This is a genomic window from Epilithonimonas sp. UC225_85, assembly GCF_042695135.1.
GTDB lineage: Bacteria > Bacteroidota > Bacteroidia > Flavobacteriales > Weeksellaceae > Epilithonimonas.
Genome location: NZ_CP170547.1, coordinates 3,169,803 through 3,188,248, shown reverse-complemented (window position 1 = coordinate 3,188,248; position 18,446 = coordinate 3,169,803). Strand labels below are relative to the sequence as shown.

13 protein-coding genes are annotated in these 18,446 nt (G+C 37.3%); 8 read left to right on the top strand and 5 right to left on the bottom strand.

Annotated elements, in window-relative coordinates; genetic code table 11:
• The first annotated feature begins 23 nt into the window (after positions 1 to 23).
• A complete protein-coding gene (locus tag ACFJGY_RS14455; RefSeq protein ID WP_379965122.1) occupies positions 24 to 998 on the top strand; it encodes a deoxyhypusine synthase family protein in 975 nt (324 codons plus the stop codon).
• Positions 999 to 1,060: 62 nt separating this feature from the next.
• Positions 1,061 to 2,152, top strand: a complete 1,092-nt coding sequence (locus ACFJGY_RS14450; protein ID WP_379965120.1) for an acyltransferase family protein — start codon at positions 1,061 to 1,063, stop codon at positions 2,150 to 2,152.
• A gap of 33 nt (positions 2,153 to 2,185) precedes the next feature.
• Here ACFJGY_RS14450 and ACFJGY_RS14445 read toward each other — a convergent pair whose 3' ends face one another.
• From ACFJGY_RS14445 to ACFJGY_RS14435, 3 genes are all read right to left on the bottom strand, one after another.
• A complete protein-coding gene (locus ACFJGY_RS14445; protein WP_379965118.1) occupies positions 2,186 to 2,332 on the bottom strand; it encodes a hypothetical protein in 147 nt (48 codons plus the stop codon).
• Between the two features lie 41 nt (positions 2,333 to 2,373).
• On the bottom strand, positions 2,374 to 2,679 hold the full coding sequence (locus ACFJGY_RS14440) for a DUF493 family protein (protein ID WP_379965116.1): 306 nt from the start codon (positions 2,677 to 2,679) through the stop codon (positions 2,374 to 2,376).
• 82 nt (positions 2,680 to 2,761) lie between these two features.
• Positions 2,762 to 3,316: a ferritin gene (locus tag ACFJGY_RS14435; RefSeq protein ID WP_379965114.1), complete on the bottom strand. Its 555-nt coding sequence runs from the start codon at positions 3,314 to 3,316 to the stop codon at positions 2,762 to 2,764.
• A gap of 257 nt (positions 3,317 to 3,573) precedes the next feature.
• On the opposite strand from ACFJGY_RS14435, the gene ACFJGY_RS14430 reads away from it, so the two are divergent.
• The 5 genes from ACFJGY_RS14430 (at position 3,574) to bglX (ending at position 12,818) form a co-directional block, all read left to right on the top strand.
• The gene (locus tag ACFJGY_RS14430; protein WP_379965112.1) at positions 3,574 to 6,387 is read left to right on the top strand and encodes a SusC/RagA family TonB-linked outer membrane protein; all 2,814 of its coding nucleotides are present in this window, start codon (positions 3,574 to 3,576) and stop codon (positions 6,385 to 6,387) included.
• 10 nt (positions 6,388 to 6,397) lie between these two features.
• Entirely contained in the window at positions 6,398 to 7,819 is a 1,422-nt protein-coding gene (locus ACFJGY_RS14425) for a RagB/SusD family nutrient uptake outer membrane protein (protein ID WP_379965110.1), read from the top strand.
• A gap of 78 nt (positions 7,820 to 7,897) precedes the next feature.
• On the top strand, positions 7,898 to 9,286 hold the full coding sequence (locus ACFJGY_RS14420; protein WP_379965108.1) for a glucoamylase family protein: 1,389 nt from the start codon (positions 7,898 to 7,900) through the stop codon (positions 9,284 to 9,286).
• Between the two features lie 414 nt (positions 9,287 to 9,700).
• Positions 9,701 to 10,408 carry a prolyl oligopeptidase family serine peptidase gene (locus ACFJGY_RS14415; RefSeq protein ID WP_379965106.1) on the top strand — a complete coding sequence of 236 codons (708 nt, stop codon included), beginning with the start codon at positions 9,701 to 9,703 and terminating at the stop codon, positions 10,406 to 10,408.
• 82 nt (positions 10,409 to 10,490) lie between these two features.
• Complete coding sequence (bglX, locus tag ACFJGY_RS14410; protein ID WP_379965104.1) at positions 10,491 to 12,818, top strand: beta-glucosidase BglX; 2,328 nt, start codon at positions 10,491 to 10,493, stop codon at positions 12,816 to 12,818.
• A gap of 122 nt (positions 12,819 to 12,940) precedes the next feature.
• Here the strand turns inward: bglX and ACFJGY_RS14405 are convergent, their stop codons facing one another.
• Positions 12,941 to 14,299, bottom strand: a complete 1,359-nt coding sequence (locus ACFJGY_RS14405) for a PQQ-dependent sugar dehydrogenase (protein WP_379965102.1) — start codon at positions 14,297 to 14,299, stop codon at positions 12,941 to 12,943.
• A 224-nt stretch (positions 14,300 to 14,523) separates the two neighbouring features.
• Here ACFJGY_RS14405 and secD point away from each other — a divergent pair, with 224 nt between their 5' ends.
• Positions 14,524 to 17,433 carry a protein translocase subunit SecD gene (gene secD, locus ACFJGY_RS14400; RefSeq protein ID WP_379965100.1) on the top strand — a complete coding sequence of 970 codons (2,910 nt, stop codon included), beginning with the start codon at positions 14,524 to 14,526 and terminating at the stop codon, positions 17,431 to 17,433.
• Between the two features lie 298 nt (positions 17,434 to 17,731).
• On the opposite strand, the gene ACFJGY_RS14395 is transcribed toward secD, so the two are convergent.
• Complete coding sequence (locus tag ACFJGY_RS14395) at positions 17,732 to 18,427, bottom strand: hypothetical protein (RefSeq protein ID WP_379965098.1); 696 nt, start codon at positions 18,425 to 18,427, stop codon at positions 17,732 to 17,734.
• Positions 18,428 to 18,446: the final 19 nt, after the last annotated feature.

The window sequence follows — 18,446 nt, the reverse complement described above, 5'->3', positions numbered from 1 at the left end:
TCTTTGCAAAAATCTTAAATAAAATGAGCAAACCGATTACTGAGTTCATAGAAAAATATTATCTGCACTTCAATGCTGCGGCGTTGGTAGATGCTTCCAAAGCATATGTTGCGCACTTAAAAGACGGTGGAAAAATGATGATTACGCTTGCCGGCGCAATGTCAACAGCTGAATTAGGGAAAATTTTAGCTGAGATGATCCGTCAGGGAAAAGTGGATTTTATTTCTTGTACAGGAGCAAACTTAGAAGAAGATCTGATGAATCTTGTAGCGCATTCTCATTACGAAAGAGTTCCGCATTATAGAGATCTTACACCTCAGGAAGAGTGGGGGCTTTTGGAAAGAGGACTCAATAGAGTGACTGATACCTGTATTCCGGAAGAAGAAGCGTTCAGAAGATTGCAGAAACATATCTACGAAATATGGAAAGATGCCGACGAAAAGGGCGAAAGATATTTCCCGCACGAGTATATGTACAAAATGATCCTATCGGGTGTTCTTGAGCAGTATTACGAAATCCCGAGAGAGAATTCCTGGATGATCGCAGCAGCTGAGAGAAACCTTCCGATCGTGGTTCCAGGTTGGGAAGATTCTACAATGGGAAATATTTTCACGTCTTATTGTATCAAAGGAGATTTGAAGTTTTCAACTATGAAATCAGGAATCGAATATATGGCTTATCTGGCTGATTGGTATCCGAAAAATTCCGGTGGAAAAGGGGTAGGCTTCTTCCAGGTTGGCGGTGGAATTGCCGGCGATTTTCCAATTTGTGTGGTTCCGATGTTGTATCAGGATATGGAAATGCATGATATTCCGTTCTGGAGTTATTTCTGTCAGATCTCGGATTCTACGACTTCTTACGGATCCTATTCCGGAGCCGTTCCGAATGAGAAAATCACTTGGGGAAAATTAGATATTACGACACCGAAATTCATCGTGGAAAGTGATGCAACGATCTGTGCACCATTGATGTTCAGCTATATTTTGGAGAATTCTTAATTGAATTAATATAAATTTCAGATAAAAGGCTTCTTATGTAAGCCTTTTATTTTTTTTAGCTTTTGGAAAATCTCAACAAAAATAAATTTGATGCTCTCACGGGAATGCGCGCTGTTGCAGCGATCATGGTTTTTGTGTATCATAATCGCAAATATTGGCGTCATGATCTTCCTTTTGTGGTGATGCGTTTCATCAGCGAATGGCATATTGGTGTTACCATTTTCTTCGTTCTGAGTGGATTTTTGCTGGCTTACCGCTATGAAGAAAAGCCATTAGATTCTAAAAAATCATATTTAAAATATATTCTGCTTCGGATTGCAAGAATTTTTCCGCTGTACTGGATTTTGTTAAGTTGTTATTTCCTTGACAAGTCTTATTCTAAAGATCTTGATACTTATTTTTTACAATATTCACTTTTTTATTCTTTGTTTGAAGGATACTCAGTTTCAGGAATCGTTCAGGCATGGTCTCTAACCGTAGAATTTTTCTTTTATTTACTTTCTCCATTGTTGTTTCTTTTGTTGAAGAAAAGCTGGAAAAAATGTATTCTGTTTTTAATTGGATTCTTCCTTTTAGGTTGGTCGATTGGTTATGGACTTCACTGGTATAATGGAAATCCAAAAGGATTTTTGTATCCTTTAAAATTTATGGTGGGCAGCACATTTTTTGGTCGGAGTGCAGAGTTTTTCTTTGGGATGTTGCTTGCTTTCTTAATGAAAAAAGAAAAGGGAGTTCAGTTTTTAAAAAATCTGAAAAAGCCCACACTTGCTGGTGGAATCTCGATCTTTATACTCATTATTGCTATTGCTTTTTTTGCCAGAAATAATTTTGTTCATGGTGTAGAAAGATGGGAAGGAAGACTCATTCACGAGTTTCTTTTACCCGTTGCAATAGCAGTTTTCTTTTGGGGTTTGATGTCAGAAAAAACGATTATTTCAAAGTTGCTTTCTACAAGGTTTTTTATGCTTCTGGGCAATGCTTCATTTGTTTTCTATTTGATTCATCTGAGCTATTTCAATATGAAACTGAAATCTTACATTTATCTTCCTGACCGCAATTTTGTTTTATTGTGGATTTGTTCAATAATTATTTATCTGCTTATTGAAAAATCTTTGTATGAAGTTTGCAGAAAACTGATTTTTAAAATTAAATAGTTCCTGATATCAGTAATCATCTGTAAGAAAAATTTAATTCATCGAATTGATCACGACAAAATATCGGTACGCCAAGATTCCTTTTTGGATTTTGGTTAGTTTGGCAGGATCTTTATCGCTTAATTTGGGTAAAACAACTTTGTTGATTTTATTTAGAAATTTGAAAAATGACTTTTTCATAATATTAAATTTGAATTAAAAATACAAGTTTCAAACCAATCTTACAGCATCATCACATTTTCAATCTTCGCTACTCTTTGATAAATATCAATAACCTGATCTGCATCCATCACAAAGCATTGTAAAGAAACAGAAGTGTATTTTCCTTTGGAACTTTCTCTGTTTGATAAGGTGTATTTAAGCCCATCAAAAACCCGGATGATTTCCGTTATTTTTTCAGAGTCGCCGGGAACAATGAATTTAAAAAGATATTCTTCCGGAAAGTTGTGCTGCTGCTCCAGTTTTTCTTTAAGTGATTTGTAAAAATCTTCCTGATTATCGTGATTGCTTTCTATGATATTTGCCATCTTGCTTATATATGAATATTGAATTAATAAAAAATCTCCGTAAAAAAACGGAGATCAAAGTTAGTGATATTTATTTTTGTATTTAAGAAGGGTTTTCAGCGGTAGCATCCTGTGGCAACGAAACGTCATCCGGAGCTGATTCCAAAGCCTTATCCAGAGAGAATAGAGATTCATCCGATGCACTGTCTCCGCCGGCAATTTTTAATTTATCAATCAATTCAAGTGCTAATTTTTCTTCTTCAATTTGTTCTTTTACAAACCATTGCATAAAGTTCCAGGTGGCCCAGTCTTTTTCTTCGAAAGAGAGATTCACGATCTCATAGATAGCTGTTGTATTATCTACCTCATGTTCAAAAACTTTGTTAAAAGCGTCCGTCAGGTTTCGAGGATTTTCCGGTGGGGCAGGGATTGCTTCTACTCTTGCTTCGCCACCTCTGTCCAGAATATACCGCATAAACTTTATCATATGATTTCTTTCTTCTTGCGAGTGTCGGTATAAAAAATTAGCAATTCCTCCGTAGCCTTTTACGTCTGCCCAGCAACCGTATGAAAGAAAAATTTGCGAAGCGTGAGCCTCTTTTGTCATTTGTTTTATCAATGCTTCCTGCATTTGACCAGATAATCTATTCGTATTCATATTCCAAATATTTGTAATTGCTATAAATTTTAAAATTTTTATTGGCTCATTTTGAAGCAATAAGTTTTTATTTTTCTTAAAAAGACAAATATTGAGCCATAAATGGGGAATTTTTTTATTTGTATTTAATTAAAATAACTTGATATTTTGTTTTTATTAATTTGAAAATCAATATTTTATGCAATTGTTAATAAAAATTAACTTGATGTTAAAAATTTATATATATTCGGACTAAGAAAATAATACATAAGAATATTATGAGAAAAAATTATGTGAAATTACCATTGTTAATTGCCGCAATATATTTTGGAGGCAATTTACATGCTCAATCCACACAGGACACTGCCACTAAAGAAAACAAAATCGAGGAGGTAGTTGTGATTGGATATGGAACACAGAAAAAAGAGAATGTTACGGGAAGTATCGGTATTATAAGTGCCAAAGATTTGGCAGATAAACCGAATGCGAACCCCTTAAACTCTGTCCAAGGAAAACTTGCCGGAGTTAATGTCGTGACTTCTGGTACACCTGGAGGCTCTCCAAGGGTAGATATCAGAGGTATTGGTTCACTAACTGGTAATACGGTTTTTATCGTGGATGGAATGATAACGGAAGATATTTCTTTTCTTAATCCTCAGGATATAGAGTCTATGAGTGTTTTGAAAGATCCATCTTCTTTAGCGATTTTCGGAGCAAAAGCTGCAAATGGGGCTGTAATCATCAAAACTAAAAGCGGGAAAGGAAAGCCTGTCTTTAATGTTAATTCTTATTTAGGAATTAAGACTGTGACCAATGTTCCAAAAATGGTGAACGCCGACCAATATGTTGAATTGTACAATGAAAAATTGATGAATGATAATGGATCATCTGCGGGATCAATTAGTAGAGCAGATTTCCCTGCTGATACAGAATGGTTCAAAGAGATTTTCAGAACAAGCATTATTAATTCTAATGATTTCTCTGCATCAGGAAGTTTAGGAAAATTGAATTATTATGGTAGTGTAGGATATCTTCAGGATGAAGGTAATTTGGCTGCAGGGCAAGGAATCAATTCAGGCAGTGGTTTTAACAGATTTAATACAAAATTGAATCTTAGCTATAAAATTACTGACAATATCACAATTGGAGATAATTTCTCTTATTCCAAAACACGTACGGATACTGCTCAAAACCCTTTGTTAAATGCGCGTAATGCACCTCCATTATTCCCGGCAATGGATCCTGCAACAGGAAGTTACCAGTTTTTCAATGGATATTCCATCACGAATCCTAGAGCGCAACTGGATCTATTCAGATCACAGACAAGACAGGACAGAATGCTAAACAATGTTTGGGCAGAAATTAAGTTCTTGAAAGATTTCACTTTTAGAAGTAGTTATACTAGCGACAATTATAGTCCTAGTCAATATGAATATACACCTGCTATAACTTACACGCCGCAAGCTTCTATTTCTAATTTGGTAACTAGAAACAACAGATATAGAAACTATGTTTGGGATAATACCGTTAATTGGAGGAAGAGTTTTGGAAATCATAATCTAGAATTGTTGGCAGGTTTTTCAAGAGTTAGAGATTCCAGGTCAGAAGATTATTATTCTGCGAAAAATGTAAACTATGATGGTACAAATGGTTCATTGAATATTTTTAACGGAACAGATATATTACATTATAATACAACTTTAGTAGCTAAAGATGCTATTCCGGAAGTTACACAAAGCCAGTCAAGAATAGAATCTTTCTTTGGCAGAATCAATTATGATTATGAAGGGAAATACCTCTTGAATGCTTCTTTACGTAGGGACGCAACATCACAGGTTTCTAGCGATAGATATAAGACATTTCCTGCAGTAAGTATTGGTTGGGTTGTTTCTAAAGAAGGTTTCATGAGTGAACAGAATGTTTTTAATTTGTTAAAATTAAGAGCAAGCTACGGTGAATTAGGAAATCCAAATATCGGTAGAAAGTATGATAAAATCACATCGATAATAGGAGGTGCATATTATGGAAATACTGGTGCTCCTTCCCAAACTATCGATTTACTTGTTGATACTTCTATTGGTTGGGAAACTACAAAAGGATCAGATTTCGGTGTAGAAATGGCTTTGCTGAATAATAAACTGAAAATCGAAGGAACTTATTATAACAAAGAATCAAAAGATATTGTTTATGGTGTTTCTCAAGGAACTATTTCCGGAGCAAGTAATCCAAATAACTTTGTTACGAATGCTTACTCTTTTAGAAATAAAGGGTTCGAGGTTTCTGCAAACTATAATACCGATATCAGCGAGAGTGTAAAATTTGGATTCTATGGTAATTTCACATCACTTAAAAATGAAATTACAGATGTTTATGGTGGATCATTTTTAGAAACTGGAGCTAGCTTATTTGGTAATTCTATTGTTAGGTTACAAGCTGGACAAGCAGTTGGGTCATACTATGGGTATGAAGTAGCAGGTGTATTTCAAACTGATGCAGAAGCAGCAGCATCCGGTCAAACTGGAGCAAAAGCTGGTTGGTTTAAGTTTTCAGATCTAGATGGGAATGGCGTAATTGATACAAGAGATAAAACATTCTTAGGAAGTCCAATTCCAAAGGGAACTTACGGTTTTGGTCTTAACCTTAATGTTCATTCTATTGATTTTGGTATTGATTTCCAAGGTGTATTTGGTAACAAAATCTATAATTATAACAGAGAACAACGTTATGGAAATGAGAGCTGGGATCTTGATATGTACAATAACAGATGGCACGGTGAAGGAACTTCCAATACCAATTCTATGATCACCTCTAATCAATCTATTATTTTACCAAGTAGTTTTTATGTAGAAGATGGCAGTTACTTTAGAATTAGAAATATCCAGGTTGGTTATAACTTTTCAAAGACTATTGCGGAATCCTTATCTGTTAAAAAGTTTAGAATCTATCTAAGTGCACAAAATCCTTGGACTAGTTTCAAATATAATGGCTTCTCTCCGGAGATTATGAATACGGATAGAGTTCAGATGGGTATTGATAATAATATTTATCCTATTTCTGCGATTTATACAATGGGTATGAACTTAACATTTTAATTAGAAAATCATGAAAAAAATATTTTTAACACTATCTATATTTTCACTAATCGCAAGCTGTAGTGATGATTTTGTAGATATTAAAAACGAAGGAACTGTAGATGTAGAGGATTTCTTCAAAACAGAGTCTGATGCAATGCAGGCAACTAATGCTATTTACAGTTTCTTAAGAAGTTGGGAAAATACAGGTTTTCCTGCTCAATACGTATTTGGCGTAACAGGAGATGATGTTGAGAAAGGTTCCAATCCTGGAGATGCATCTTTTATCAATGCTTATGATAACTTTTCATTTACAATTAGTGATGATGGAGTTCACGGATATTGGACTGGACAGTGGCAGGCTGTACAAAGAGCTAATCAGGTGATTACAAATGTTCCAAATATCGATATGGATACAACGCTTAAAAACAGATTGGTTGCTGAGGCTAAAATGTTAAGAGCGTATTTCTATTTTAATTTGGTAAGAATCTATGGTGGTGTTCCAATCTTTGACGGTTTGCAAACCAATTACATACAGCCAAGAAATACGGCAGCAGAAGTATATGCCTTTATAGTTAAAGATTTGACAGAAGCCTCAGCCATATTGCCACAAACCTATCCTGCAGGTCAGGAAGGAAGAGTGACAAAAGGTGGTGCTTTGGGATTACTTTCAAAAGTTTATCTTTATATGAAGGATTATCAAAAAGCTTATGATACTTCTAATTTAGTAATCGGAATGGGGTATAAATTAGACCCTGATTTCAACCATTTATTCAGACCTGCAGGGGAGTTCGGGACAGAATCTGTTTTTGAAGTTAACTGCGGATGTTCTGCAGAGTTTGGAGGTAGTCAATATGCAGAAGTACAGGGTGTGAGAAATCAATTTGGATGGGGCTTTTTTACTCCCACTCAAGCTTTGGAAAATGCATTTGAACCAGGTGATGTGAGAAAAGAGTTATCAATTTTGAGAGAGGGCGAAACTACCCCAGAAGGTGATCTGATTAAAAAAGGAGATCCACAGGCAGGAAATTCTTGGAATCAAAAGGTATATGTGCCTACATCTCTTAACAATAATGCTTGTGGTTACGGTTCAATCCAAAATTTAAGAATTCTTAGATTTGCTGATATCCTTTTAATTAATGCAGAAGCAGCCAACGAATTAGGAAATACCTCTGCTGCCATTACCAACATTAATTTAGTGCGAAACAGAGCTCAGCTTGGTAATACAACTGCATCTGGTCAAGGCGCTCTCAGAACAGCAATATGGCAAGAAAGAAGAGTAGAATTGGCAATGGAAATGGATAGATTCCCAGATCTTGTAAGAACTGGCCAGGCTGCTACAGTATTAGGACCATTAGGGTTCAAAAGTGGCAAAAATGAATTGTTTCCAATTCCTTTGAGAGCAATTACCGATAGCAAAGGCGTTTTGACGCAAAACCCAGGTTACAATTAATAGTATTGTAATTAATATTAAAAAGAGGAGGATTTATTCTCCTCTTTTTTTAGATTAAATTTGAAAAATATTCTTTTAATGAAAAATATTGTAGCAAGAGTTTTTTTGGCATCTTTAGGATTATTTTCCTGCAAATCCTCACAATCATCAGAAAATCAGTCCGATAAAAATTCTGTTCAAAAAAGCCCCACAGACAACCAACTCATGGACAAAGTTCAAAGCGACGCCCTCAAATATTTTTGGGATTTTGCAGAACCAAAATCTATGCTGGGAAGAGAGCGCTATCACGAGGATAATATCTATCCCGACAATGACAAACACGTTGTGACAACCGGAGGTTCAGGCTTTGGATTGATGACAATTTTGGTTGGTGTCGACAGAAAATTTATTCCCCGTCAGGAAGCGGTCAGGAGATTAAATCATATTGCAGATTTTCTTGAAAAAGCAGACCGTTTTCACGGTGCCTGGTCGCATTGGATCAATGGCGAGACGGGCAAAGTTGTCCCGTTTGGTAAAAAAGATAACGGTGGAGATTTGGTGGAGACAGCATTCTTAACACAAGGAATCATTTGTGTCCGAGAATATTTTAAAAACGGAAATCCGGAAGAAAAAGCGCTTGCGGCAAAAATGGACAAACTCTGGAAAGGCGTAGAGTGGAATTGGTACACAAAAGGCGGACAAAAAGTTTTGTACTGGCATTGGTCTCCTACTTACGGCTGGGAAATGAATTTTCCGCTGGAAGGTTATAACGAGTGCCTGATAACTTATGTTTTAGCAGCATCTTCACCAGATTATTCCATAGATTCCGAAACCTATAACAAAGGCTGGACACGCAACGGAACTTATACAACCGACAAAACAAAATACGGACTGCCTCTCTACGTAAAACACAATTATGCAGAAGAATTTGGTGGTCCGCTATTCTGGTCGCAATATTCATATTTAGGCCTGGATCCAAGAGGGCTTTCGGATCAATATGTGAAAAGTTATTGGGATCTCAACCGGAATCAGGTTTTAATCGATTACAAATATTGTCTGGAAAATCCTTACAAATTCAAAGGCTATTCCGAGAAATATTGGGGACTCACCGCAGGTTATACCAGGAACAAAGATGGCTCAGTCGGTTACGCTGCTCATCAGCCTATGAAAGAGGATTTAGGTGTTATTGTCCCTACTGCCGCGCTCAGCTCTATGCCTTACACACCAAAAGAATCAACAGCTTTTCTAAGATTTTTATACGAAGAAAAACCAAAATTCATCGGACAGGCCGGCCCTTACGACGCTACATCCATCAATTATGACGATTGGACTACACCGCGATATCTCGCTATAGATCAAGGGACTATTGCGCCAATGATAGAGAATTACCGCTCCGGATTGTTATGGGATCTTTTCATGAATGCACCGGAGATCAGAAACGGACTCAAAAAAATCGGATTTAAGTCCACAGAACATAAGATTCAATAGTCAAAAAGTATTATCTTTAAACACTAAATTTTATTGTTTCATTTTGAGGCATTGAATGGTTTTTAGGAGCTTTATCCCGCTGTCGACTATATCTTTTTTGTTTCAGAACGTTTGTCGTTTTGATTAAAAACAGAAGTTACAACAAAAAAGGATGCCGCTACCATCGGGGCTATGGGTTTAGACATAAAATGAAATTTTCAACTCCTAAGAAGTGAAAACTATTTATTGGTTTTGCAGAAAATATATTTGAAGATTTATTTTAGATAGAGTTCTGTCGAGTTGAAAGATTTCTAAAAAACTGAATATAAAAATGCTCCATAGGAGCTTCCCGTTAATAGAAAGGTGAAAAGGCAATAATAAATGAAGCTCCGTAGGAGCGACCTGTTAAAAAAACCAATTCGAAAACGAAATAAAATGAATTTAAAACAAAAATTTCTTCCGTTTTTATTTTTAACAATTACTTCTTTAGCTGCAGCTCAGGAAATCAAATCCGAGTTCAATAAAGAAGTGAAAATCCAGAAAAAACTCTCATATATTCTGGATATTCCTCAAAATCAAAAATCCAAAATTCCGTTAATTGTATTCCTGCACGGTTCCGGAGAAAGAGGAAATAATTTGGAGATCGTAAAAGCGCACAGTCCGTTTACGTATAAGAATCTAATAAAAGAACTCGTTGCTATTTTAGCACCTCAATGTCCGGAAAATACCTGGTGGGACACAGATGCAATTTATTTTCTCATCAAAGAAATAGCAGAAAAATATAAAATTGATACAGACCGGATTTACCTCACAGGCTTATCAATGGGAGGCTGGGGAACTTTGAAACTGGCTGGTGAGCATCCCGAGATGTTTGCAGCCGTTGCAGCCGTCTGCGCACCAACAGACCGTGTAATGTTGGCAAACATTCAAAATTATAAAGATCTTAATATCAAATTATTCCAGGGCGGGATGGACGACATTGTTCTTCCGGAAAATGCCTTCAATTTCTACCAAAAACTACATCCGGTGAATCCAAAAGCAGAATTGACAATCTTCCCGAATGACAATCACAATTCCTGGGATTCTACCTACTCTGATCCTAAGTTGTACGAATGGATGTTTAGCCTAAAAAAAATAAATTAAATAAATTAAAATCGCCGTTGACAGAAGTTGAAACAATTAGGCGATTGCATAAGACTTTTAAAAAATAAAAAAATATCTACTTATGAAAAAGTTTGTAATCCTGGCTGCGTTGGCACTATCTCCGTATTTTCTGGCGCAGAACATTATAACAAAACCTGTTCAGTCGTATCAGTCGGCACAATATCAATCCAAGAAAAAAGCTTTTATTGATAATTTGATCTCCAAAATGACTTTGGATGAGAAAATTGGTCAGCTTAATCTTCCTGGAGCTGGTGATTTTACAACTGGTCAGGCTCAGAGTTCGGACATTGGTAAAAAAGTGGAAGAAGGCTTGGTTGGTGGATTATTCAATATCAAAGGTGTTGACAAGATCCGGGATGTTCAAAAAGTAGCAGTTGAAAAAAGCCGTCTCAAGATCCCAATGATCTTCGGTATGGATGTCATCCACGGTTACGAAACATCTTTTCCTATTCCTTTGGGATTAGCATCTTCGTGGGATATGGATTTGATTCAAAGATCTGCTCAGATTGCAGCTCAGGAATCTACCGCAGATGGTATCAACTGGACGTTCTCGCCAATGGTAGACATTGCCAGAGATCCAAGATGGGGCAGAGTTTCCGAAGGCTCTGGTGAAGATCCTTATTTAGGAAGCCAGATTGCAAAAGCAATGGTTTACGGATATCAGGGGGACGATCTTTCGAAGAAGAATACAATGCTGGCTTGTGTAAAACATTTTGCACTTTACGGTGCAGCAGAAGCTGGCAGAGATTACAATACAGTGGATATGAGTCATATACAAATGTATAATACCTATTTTCCACCTTACAAAGCAGCTGTTGAAGCTGGTGCCGGTTCTGTAATGGCTTCTTTTAATGAAGTGGACGGAATTCCTGCTACAGGAAACAAATGGCTGATGACCGATGTTCTCAGAAAACAATGGGATTTCAAAGGTTTTGTAGTGACGGATTACACCGGAATCAACGAAATGATTGACCACGGAATGGGAGACCTGAAACAAGTTTCTGCTTTGGCAATGAATGCTGGTGTGGATATGGATATGGTTGGTGAAGGATTTTTGAAAACTTTAAAGCAATCCATCACCGAAGGAAAAGTGACAGAACAAACTGTGACGGATGCTGCAAGAAGAATCCTGGAAGCCAAATATGACCTTGGTCTTTTTGATGATCCTTACAAATATACAGATTCCAAAAGAGCCCAGAAGGAGGTCTTCAGTCCAAAAAATTTAGAAGCAGCTAAAACGATCTCTTCTCAATCTATGGTTCTCCTGAAAAATGACAAGCAGGTTCTTCCGCTTAAAAAATCAGGAACTGTAGCAGTGATAGGTCCGTTGGGAGATAACGCTGTCAATATGCCGGGAACCTGGAGTGTTGCTGCAAAACACGCCAATTCTATCTCATTATTAAGAGGATTGAAAGAAACCGTTGGTAAAGACGTAAATTTTGTTTTTGCAAAAGGAAGCAACATTTATGAATCCGAAGCAATGGAGCAGAAGGCAGCAATATTCAACAAAACAACAGACAGAGACAATCGTCCTGCAGATCAGATCAGAAAAGAAGCTGTGGATATTGCAAATAAAGCAGATGTAATTGTTCTTGCAATTGGCGAAAGTGCTGAGATGAGTGGAGAATCGAGTTCCAGAACGGATATTGGTATTCCTGAAACTCAAAAAGAATTATTAAGAGAACTTAAAAAGACAGGCAAACCAATTGTTTTGGTTTTGTTTACGGGTCGTCCGTTGGTTCTTACAGAAGAATCACAATTAGCAGATGCTATTTTGAATGTTTGGTTCCCGGGAAGTATGGCCGGATATGCCGTTTCTGATGTGCTTTACGGAAAAGTAAATCCTTCCGCAAAATTACCAATGACGTTCCCAAGAAGTGTGGGACAAGTGCCGCTTTACTACAACGCCAAAAATACAGGTCGTCCGTTAAGCACAGAAAATACAGAAAAATGTACGTTTGAAAAATTCCGTTCCAATTATCTGGACGAATGTAACACGCCGCTTTATCCTTTTGGATTTGGATTGAGTTATACGACTTTTGGATATTCTGATGTTTCTGTAAGTAATGCAAAACCAGCAGGAAATACACCAATCGAAGCTACTGTAACGTTGACTAATAATGGTAAGTACGATGGAGCAGAAGTCGTTCAGCTGTACATCAGAGATTTGGTTGGAAGCATTACAAGACCGGTTAAAGAACTGAAAGGTTTCCAGAAAGTTTATCTGAAAGCTGGAGAAAGCAAAAAAGTGACTTTTAAGATCTCTCCGGAAGATCTTAAATTCTATAATAATCAATTGAAATATGATTGGGAAGCTGGTGATTTCGATATTATGATCGGAACCAATTCTCACGATGTAAAAACAACAAGAGTTAATTGGAGCAAATAAACTTCATTAAATAAATATCAAACAAAAGCCTTTCAGATAAAATTCTGAAAGGCTTTTTTATAAATTATCAGTCCGAAGCTCTCGAAAAATTCAAAGAATTGTCAGTCTGAAGTTCTCGAAGACTATTCCTTAATAATTTTCGTTGAAAGGATTTTGATATCATCTTTTTTAATAACCATAATATAATTTCCGGACTTCAAGCCAGAAACATCAATACTTTTATCCGACTCAGCAACAGATGTAGTCAGGATTAATCTTCCTGTAAGATCTACGATTTCTGCAGTCAGATTTTTATCATTAATATTTTTGATGTAAATGATATCTTTTGCAGGATTCGGCGTGATCTGGATTTGATCTGTGTTAATATCAGAAACAGCTAAAACATTGGATTTAACTTTAAAGATTTTACCATTTGCGGCTGCCACATAAAGCTGTTTGCTGTTATCTTCTCCGAAAGTCGTGAAATTGTTTCCGGAAAAAGCAGTCGTCCAGGTAATAGTCGTATTGTTTAGAATTCCGATTTGAGCTGAGCAATAATCTGCAAAAATATATTTCCCAACCAGATCCGGATAAAGACTTCCTCTGTAAACATAACCTCCGGTAATAGAACATTTTCCTCCGGAATGTGTGTAATCTACCACCGGAAAAGTCATTGTAGAAGCATTAGCGCAGCCAGATGTATTGTATGCACTATTTCCTTCATAACATCTCCATCCGTAATTTACACCCGGCGTGGTTGCAGAAACCCTGTTGATTTCTTCTATTAAATTCTGACCAACATCAGCAATCCAAATATTATTGGTTGTTCTGTCAAAAGAGTATTTCCACCCATTTCGGAGTCCGTAAGACCAGATTTCATCTGCGCCATCAATTCCCACAAAAGGATTAGTTGGAGGGATGTTGTATGCGTTTTGAGAATTGACATCTATTCTCAGCAATTTCCCCAAAAGTGAGTTTTTATTTTGTCCGTTGCCGTTTGGATCGCCGCCGCTTCCGCCATCACCGGTCGAGATCCAGAGATAGCCATCCGCCCCAAAATGAATACTGCCACCGTTGTGATTTTCAAAAGGTTTTGGGATTGATAACATGACTTTTTCAGTCGATGGATCTGCCGTGTTCGGGTTTGCAGAATTAGCCGTAAATCTCGAAACAGTAATCGTTCTTCCTGCTCTGTTATAATAGACATAGAAATAACGATTGGTAGAAAACTGCGGATCAAAAGCCAAACCCAAAAGTCCCATTTCTCCACTGAAATTAACTCTATCTGTGATATCCAGAAAGTTCGATGCTTCAATCGTTCCATTTGGATTCACGATTTTGACAAGTCCGGATTGATCCACAACAAACAACCGGTTGTCATTTGTTGGCGAAGCCGTAATTTCTGTAGGATTTGCAAGTGTTGCAAATTCTTCCAGTATGATTTGCTGAGCAGATATTCCCGATGTAAAAGCAAAGCTTAGAATGAGTAGTAATTTTCGCATAACTTATTATTTTTTAGATTATTAATAAACTTACCAAATTTGATGCCTTATAAAATCGGAAATTATTTAATTCTTAAAGAACCGGATTTTTAGGGTGTTTTTTTACGGAAAAATGAGATTTAATTTCAATATAAAAACTATAATGCACTTTTCTCATTTTCAAATTCTTATTTCCGCTATAAATCATTATATTTGCCGACTTAATTTATATATATCGTAAGAAAATGCAAGGAAAAGGACTCGTTACATTAGTTGCCATCGTTCTTGGATTAATTTGTCTCAATGAGCTTCTGCCTTCTTTCTATGCCAACAAAATAGAAAAAGAAGCAAAAGCTATTGCCGGCGAAAATCCAGTGAAATACAACGCTGAGATCGCAAGACTTTCTAAAGACACCCTTAATCTAGGTTTTACAAAACTGGATTATGCGTCTGCAAAACAGAAAGAAATGAAACTCGGATTGGATCTTAAAGGTGGTATCAACGTATTATTGGAGATCAACCAGAGAGATTTGGTAAATGATCTTAGTAATTACTCTACAAATGCTACTTTAATAGAAGCACTTAACAGAACAGACAAAGCACAGAAAAGCTCGAGTAAACAATACATCGAGGACTTTTTTACACAGTTTGATGCTGTTAACAAGGAAAAAGGAACTAACCTGAAACTTGCAGATCCTGAGATCTTCGGAAACACAAATCTTTCTGAAATCAAATATAACACGCCGGATGATCAGGTAAAAAATATTATCAGAAGAAAAATCGAAGTTTCTGTTGGAACTGCTTTTGAAGTTCTCAGAACACGTATCGACAAAATGGGTGTTACGCAGCCAAACGTTCAGAGAGTTCCCGGAACTGGAAGAATCCTTGTAGAAATGCCGGGAATCCAGGATAAAGACAGAGTTCTGAAAATGCTTCAGACTTCTGCAAAACTGCAATTTTGGGAAGTGCAGCTAGGGCAGGAAGTTTTACCTTATTTCTCAGAACTCAGCCAGTTGGTGAAAACCAAAGGAGATTCTATGGGAATTTCTAAATCTGTGAATCTTGTAAATCTTATCCAGCCAGGTTCTACTCCTGGAAATGCTGTTGCCAATGTAAAATTATCTGATACAGCAGTTGTAAATAAATTACTTAACAGCGATGCAGCGATCAAAGCAAGACCTGTTAACTTGAAATATACCCAATTTATGTGGGGTTACAAACCAGAATCTAATACTTCCAACAGTCTTTTGTTATATGCAATCCGGGGGAATATTACTCAAAAAGCACCAGTTGACGGTGCTGTAGAATCTGCAAACATCAATTATGACCAATTGGGACGTATTGTTGTGGATATGCAGATGGATTCTCAGGGCGCACGTGATTGGAAAGCAATGACGGAGAAAAACAAAGGAAAAGTAGTAGCTGTAACTTTGGACAACAGAGTTTATACGGCGCCTTCCGTGAATGATGTGATCCCTAACGGTAGAACCCAGATCTCAGGAAACTTTACTCAAGTAGAGGCTAAAGATCTTGTGGATGTTTTAGGAGCCGGTAAATTGCCTGCAGGTGCAAAAATTGTACAGGCAGACGTTGTAGGACCTTCATTGGGAGCAGAATCCATCAATGACGGTATTATGTCTTTCCTTATTGCATTTGCAGTAATCATCGTTTACATTGTATTCTATTATGGTGGTGCCGGTGTCTATGCAGTTATTGCAATGATAGTCAACTTATTCTACATTTTCGGAATAATGGATTCTATCGATGCTACATTGACACTTCCTGGTATCGCTGGTATCGTATTGTCAATGGCGATGGCGGTGGATGCGAACGTTATCATCTACGAAAGGACAAAAGAAGAACTATTCCGAGGGAAAAGTATTCTTGAAGCTTATAAAGACGGTTTCAAACACGCTATTTCTGCGATTATCGATGGTCACCTTACAACCTTGATCACGGCGATTATCCTTTATGTTTTCGGAACAGGACCTATCAAAGGGTTTGCGGTAACGTTGATCATTGGTTTGATTATGACATTATTCACTTCTGTATTATTGTCAAGAGTAATGATCTTCAGCAGACTTGAAAAAGGAAAATCTCTTTCTGTCTGGACTGCGCCGACTAAGAATCTTTTCAGAAATACTTGGATCGATTTCATCGGAAAAAGAAAATATGCTTATTATTTCTCAGGAATATTAATGGTGATTTCAATTGCTTCTATCGCAATTAATGGTTTCAAATACGGTATCGATTTTACAGGTGGACGTAACTATGTTGTAAGATTCGAAAAACCGGTTGATGCAAGCAAAATAGAAGAGAATATTGCCAAGTTGATGCAGACCAATGATGGTAAAAATAACTCCATCGAAGCTAAAACTTTTGGGAACTCATCTCAATTAAAAATCACAACAGATTATTTGATCGATGACGAATCTCTTGCAGCTGACCAGACTGTAGAACAGAAAATATACGATGGACTTAAAAATGAATTGCCGGCTGGTATGTCTCTGGCAGATTTCAAGGCAGCAGATAAAGGCCACGCAGGCATTGTTTCTTCTACAAAAGTAGGACCTACGGTGGCAGACGACATCACAACGCACGGTATTCTAGCCGTTGTTGCATCGTTGATCGGTATCTTTATTTATATCCTCGTCAGATTTGACAAATGGCAGTTCTCTCTTGGAGCGGTTGCCGGATTGTTCCACGATACGGTGGTGATCCTTGGTGTTTACTCATTATTCTATAAAATTATGCCGTTCAATATGGAGATCAATCAGGATTTCATTGCTGCGATCCTTACGGTAATCGGATATTCCATCAATGATACGGTGATCATTTTCGACAGAATTAGAGAATACCTGCGTGAGAAAAAAGCATTGACACTTGCAGGATTGTTTGATGACTCCATCTCCAGTACAATCGGTAGAACCTTCAATACCTCCTTCACTACAATTTTGGTGATCCTTGCGATCTTCATCTTTGGTGGAGATAACCTGAGAGGTTTTATGTTCTGTCTATTGCTTGGTATTGGATTTGGAACTTATTCATCCATTTTTATCGCATCGGCTACGGCTTATGACTTCCTTAGAGGTAAGAAAAAAGAGGACAAGGTAACTGGTAAATCTTCATCAGATCAACTGGCAACCGCAAAATAGTTTTCTTAAAAATATATTATAAAAGCTCTCAAGAAATTGAGAGCTTTTTTTGTTACTTGATTATGATTAGATTTTTAACGAGGTTTTATCATTCCGTAGGAATCTCGACAGCAAAGTTTAAGTTGGCTGCGTCGAATGACTTTGCAAGATTTCCTGCGGAATGACATGCAGAATGTTAAACCGTAACATTGAATAAAAACCTTAAAATAAAAATCCTGCAGACCAGAGATCTGCAGGATAAAGGTTGGACTAATTAGTAACCAACAAAACACAATGCCAAAGAATCTGCCAACCTTTTTTATGATTCAACGGGCGGTGGTGCAACTTCCGGCAAACTGCTTGGGGTGTCGTAGATGATGTAGTCGTTATATTTTGCCTCATCAGTTTCATAGAAAATATCCTGTCCGATACCTGCATATTTTGTAAGCAATCTGTAGAGGATGTTCAGTACTTCTATACGGTCTTCGGTTGCCACATCTCTGTCGGATATGCCTTTGGCTTGCGCATCTATAGCAAGATCCAGCGTATCTTTCTGTGATGTAAGAGTTGTGATTTTCGCAGCGGTTAGGCCCTCGGAAGCAAGATTCGTAAGGTATTTGGCGGCAGTTACGGACATAATCTTGGCATTGCGCACCAGCTCAGAATCACTTTGGCGGCTCACATCCGATGCGCCAAACTCTTTATGCTTGGCACTGCCAAATCCAAAAACATTTTCTGCCATATTCAGGATGGTGCGCATTGTTTTTTCGAGGGCACTTCGGGCAGCCTCTTTCTTGGTAGTAAGATCTATTTTGATGGCTTCCAACTGTTCGTCGGATGGGAAATTGTCTACGGCATTGCGTGCATTTGTAAACTCGGTCTTCTTGGCTGGCGTGTAACCCCGATCTGTGAATTCTGCGATGTCACGATCTAATAGGTTAATAAATTCGTCGGCTTTTTGTTTCAAGACGGCGTCGGTGAGATGAAACTCCCGGATTACAGGATCTTTTTTCATTATGTAATCATTTGTTGTT